General features: G+C 61.6%; 5 protein-coding genes. 2 read left to right on the plus strand and 3 right to left on the minus strand.

The window, feature by feature from the left end:
• Nucleotides 1-175, minus strand: a 175-nt coding sequence (locus JSE7799_RS07360) for a transposase (RefSeq protein WP_186201867.1), incomplete at its 3' end; no start/stop codon positions are given.
• Nucleotides 176-468: 293 nt separating this feature from the next.
• Nucleotides 469-1,542: a glycosyltransferase family 4 protein gene (locus JSE7799_RS07365; protein WP_083480353.1), complete on the minus strand. Its 1,074-nt coding sequence runs from the start codon at nucleotides 1,540-1,542 to the stop codon at nucleotides 469-471.
• Between the two features lie 168 nt (nucleotides 1,543-1,710).
• Between JSE7799_RS07365 and JSE7799_RS22000 the strand changes: the two genes are divergently transcribed.
• Nucleotides 1,711-1,839, plus strand: coding sequence for a hypothetical protein (locus tag JSE7799_RS22000; protein WP_275934890.1), 129 nt, complete (start codon nucleotides 1,711-1,713; stop codon nucleotides 1,837-1,839).
• 23 nt (nucleotides 1,840-1,862) lie between these two features.
• Here JSE7799_RS22000 and JSE7799_RS07370 read toward each other — a convergent pair whose 3' ends face one another.
• Nucleotides 1,863-3,122: a glycosyltransferase family 4 protein gene (locus JSE7799_RS07370; RefSeq protein ID WP_055663032.1), complete on the minus strand. Its 1,260-nt coding sequence runs from the start codon at nucleotides 3,120-3,122 to the stop codon at nucleotides 1,863-1,865.
• Between the two features lie 241 nt (nucleotides 3,123-3,363).
• Between JSE7799_RS07370 and JSE7799_RS07375 the strand changes: the two genes are divergently transcribed.
• Nucleotides 3,364-3,855 (plus strand): IS6 family transposase (locus JSE7799_RS07375; RefSeq protein WP_055663033.1); only part of this gene is annotated, 492 nt, incomplete at its 3' end.

The raw sequence follows: 3,855 nt of genomic DNA on the forward strand, positions 1-3,855 counted from the left end.
AGAACTGGATGGCGGCATCGGAGAAGACGGCAGGGCGGCCGGGCCGACTTTCGTGCGGGGCCAGCCAAGCCATCTCCTCGTCCATCCAGATCAACATCGAGCCGCGCTTGCGCAGCGCCGCGTTATAGCTGGACCAGTTCGTCGTGCGGTAGCGGGCGGGGACAGGCTTGCTCATGCTGCCCGTCTAACCACATGGATTCGTGATGTGAATCGTTGGCAACCTGAGTTCTGCAACAACGCCTCATGAAACCGCCCCTGAAGTGTCGAACTTGGGGTGCTCGAGAATAACTTCCTCGGTCATCTCGGACGGCGCCAAGGCACGTATGGCCGCCAGGCGATGTGGGTCCGGCATTAGGAAGTTTACCGGAGCCAAAAGGCGATTGGGTGGCATACGCTTCTCCTCTATCGGTCGCTGGTATCATGTTTTTCTTTGACAAGCGGAAAAACAGTGCTGGGAGGAACCCGCCTTCACGTTAGGCCAGCGAGCGCCTTTTCAAACCGTTTGGCGGCTGCAGTTAAGTCATGATGGACCGCGGTGGCGCGGGCGGCGTCGGACATCTGTTGCCAATCCTGAGGCGGCAATCTGGCGATGTCGCCGATGGCTTGAGCGAAAGCGTCCGGATCCGAATTCAGCAACCGTCCATTTCTTGTGTTCACCAGATCCGGCGCCGCTCCCGCTCGCGTCGCTAAAACCGGCGTTCGGCTGGCCATCGCCTCGAGCAAAGGCAATCCGAAGCCCTCGGTCTCCGAGGGAAACAGCCAAGCGTCGCAGGCGGCGTAAAGACTGGGAATTTCGGTCTGCGGCGGTTTGCTGTGAAACGTGAACCAATCGGGAAGGGGCCGGCGCGGAGCGCGCGCTCCAAAAACCAGACACTGCAGATCCGGAAGATCCCGACGCGCGCGCGTCACGGCCTCGACCGCCAGGTCAATGTTCTTGCGTGGGTGAGGCGAGTAGAGAAAGCCCACCTGCGGCGTACCGGTGGGCGCGCGGGGCGGGGTGTCGAACCATGTGGTATCGACACCGTTTGTGCATAGCACGGCGTCCCGGTCGTAGCGCTCACGCAGCATCTCGATCAGCCAAGAGGCTACGACGATCTTGCGAATGGGTGCACGATAGACCGCCCTGACACGATCAGAAGGCAGGTAGGAGAAGTCCTCATGATCCTGAATGAAATGCACCTTCGTGCCTTTTTTAGGAGGCAGATCACGGATCCATTCGACAGTTTCCCACCAAGTGGCGACGATAATGTCGGCATCGGGAAAATCTCCCTCCTTCAATGGGTAATAAGCTGGATAATGTGTGATGCGGGATAGATCTTCGGTGAAATGTCCCGTTGCTTCGAAAGCATCTCCCTTTTGAGGTCGAGCCAGTCTCAGCCAGCGGCGCAGGCAGTTGCGTCGCCCTTCTGGGCCCGTAGATACGGCGCACGACACGATTGAGACCTGATGTCCGGCGCGCCGAAGATGGTCGAAATATTGGGCGACGACACGTATGCCGCCTGACAATCTGCGAAAGTCGGGGATGACGAATGTGACTCTCATACTGCTCTGTTCTCACTGTCGACAAGCTTATTGACGTAGGATCCGCCGCAGCGCAGCCTTTTGGCGTATTCAGAAACAATCGATCGTCGAGAATTCTCCGAAAACTGCAGTCGCCGGGCCCACACTGGCGAGGCTGCCAAGCACGATAAGATCCGGATCGTCAAAGCCATGAACATGAGCTTCTCTGGCTTGGCGTGCGCGCAGGCTATCAGTCTGTTGAAGAAGGCCGGAACCGCCTCGTCTCTGGCATTGCCGGAGTGGAAGGATCCGACCACCGAAATTGGTGCGGCATTGTGATCAGGTGATGTCATAGGATGGCCTCAACGGGATGGGGGGGGGAGGTCGGAGCCGCTCGTCCCTTCAATCAGGGACAGCATGCGAGCCGCTTCGATGCGGATGTCGAATTCGGCGTGCACCTTCGCGCGCCCCGCGACTCCCATGCGGCGGCGCAGGTCGGGATCCCGGGCCAGCGCGATCATGCGATGCGCTAGCGTCTCCGCATCGCCCGGCGGCACCAGATAGCCGCTTTCGCCGTCATCGACTAATTCGGCCACCCCGGCGACGCGGGTGGCGATGACGGGCCGTCCGCCGGCCATCGCCTCCATCAGGACGACAGGGACACCCTCGGCGAAGCTCGGCAGAACGAAGGCATCCGCCTTTGCCAGCCGGTTAGCCACCTCTTCCTGCGACAGGTATCCGGTGAAGGTGATGGCATCGCCGGCGGAGGCGGCGAGGCTTTCCAGAACAGTACGGTCCGTGCCGTCGCCCACCAGCGTCAACCGAAGATCGGGCACCTGTTTCCGGGCCGCATTGAAAGCCTTCAGCAGGACGCGCACACCTTTGACCGGCGCCAGCCGCCCGATGAACAGGAATTCCAGCCCCGCCGTCGCATCGGAAGGGGGCGTAGGTCGGTCATAGATCTCCGGCAAAACCCCGCAATGAACGATCCTCAATTTCGGCCAATGGGCGGGATCGGAGAACAGCATCGCCTGACTGCGGGCGAAATGGCTGATGCAGGCCACGAAGGCCGCTCGCGCGGTCTTGAGATCGAGACGCCAGCGATGCGCCTCGAACAGGTCGGCTGGCCCGTGCAGCGTGTAGCTGAAGGGAATGCCGGTCAGGACGCCCGTCAGAAGGGCCACGGTGGCGCTTGAACTGGCGAAGTGGTTGTGCAGATGCGTCACGCCCTGCTTTCGCAGGTAATCGGCCAGGATCATGGCCTCGACCAGATAGAAGATCTGGTAGATCAGGGCGCGCAGGCCCGGCGGGCGCATCCGGAATGCCAGCGCTGCCGCCGCAGCCGTGCGACCGGGACGGCGCAACGCCCCCGCGAGAGCACGCAACAGGATCGAGGGCTGCTTGGCGGCGGCCAGAACATAGAAAGTATCGGCCGCGGCGGCCCGCTCAGAAGGTCCGCGATGATGTTCATCGCCCGTGCGCCGGATCGAGCAGGTCAGCACTTCGGCCCCCAAGGCGCGCAAAGCCTCGACCTCGCGCAGGATGAAGGTGTGCGATACTGCCGGATAGGCGCCTGTCAGATAGGCGATCTTCGAGCTGCCCGGAAACGATCGGTCTGTCATCTGTGGGATCGCACCGGCAATGGGACCGTCCTTTTCGCGCGCAATATCGGGCGCCACTACCCGTTGCGAGGTCCAAATGGAACGGATTGAGCGTAATTGCCGCCGGAAACGTTGCGATACGGCGGCACGTTTTCAATAAGGACACCCGGTTGAACTGAACCGCGCCGGGTTTGCCGGAGGCTCCAACTCCTGAGGGCACTGTCAGGTTGATGGCGTCATGGAAGGCCGGTAGCTCGCTTGGATGCTGAACCTCGACGATCTCTCCCGCCTCAAGGGGTACCGCTTTCCGCGCACCGTCATCGGATACGCCGTCTGGGCGTACCACCGTTTCGCCCTGAGCCTGCGAGATGTCGAAGACCTTCTGGCCGAGCGGGGCGTCGCCGTTTCCTATGAGACGATACGGGTGTGGGTCGCGAAGTTCGGGACGCAGTTCGCCGCGAAGATCCGACGCGATCGGCCCTGGCCAGCCGACAAGTGGCATCTCGACGAGGTCGTACTCAAGATCAACGGCACAAAGCATTGGTTGTGGCGGGCAATCGACGCGAAAGGCGACGTCTTGGACATCCTCGTGCAGTCATGCCGCGACACCGCGGCCGCGAAGCAGTTCATGCGCAAGCTCTTCAAGAGATGGGGCCTGCCGCGGGTGATGGTGACCGACAAGCTCGGATCCTATGCGGCGGCCAAGGCGAAACTCGCACCCGGCGTAGAGCACCGTCGCCACAAGGGGATCAAC

It is taken from the genome of Jannaschia seosinensis, from assembly GCF_001408515.1.
GTDB lineage: Bacteria > Pseudomonadota > Alphaproteobacteria > Rhodobacterales > Rhodobacteraceae > Jannaschia > Jannaschia seosinensis.